General features: G+C 47.2%; 1 protein-coding gene. It reads left to right on the top strand.

All coding sequences use genetic code 11. The annotated features are described in order from the left end of the window. On the top strand, positions 1-229 hold a 229-nt coding region (locus tag RRF55_RS28345; protein WP_439419346.1), incomplete at both ends, for an SsrA-binding protein.

The raw sequence follows: 229 nt of genomic DNA, 5'->3' as shown, positions 1-229 counted from the left end.
TGAAGCTGGCCTGTCACTGCAAGGCTGGGAAGTGAAATCATTACGTGCAGGTCGTATGACGCTGTCTGAGAGTTATATCACCTTTAAAAATGGTGAAGCTTTCCTGTTCGGTGCTCAAATTCAGCCTTTACTCAGTGCATCTACGCACATTGTTCCTGAAGCGACCCGTACCCGTAAGTTACTGTTGAACCGTCGTGAACTTGATAAGCTACTCGGCGCAGTGAATCAA

Origin of the sequence: Klebsiella sp. K47 (assembly GCF_051858335.1) — a bacterium.
Taxonomy (GTDB): domain Bacteria; phylum Pseudomonadota; class Gammaproteobacteria; order Enterobacterales; family Enterobacteriaceae; genus Klebsiella; species Klebsiella pneumoniae.
The sequence above is the reverse complement of the archived record's forward strand: the minus strand, read 5'-3'. Positions and strand labels throughout refer to the sequence as shown.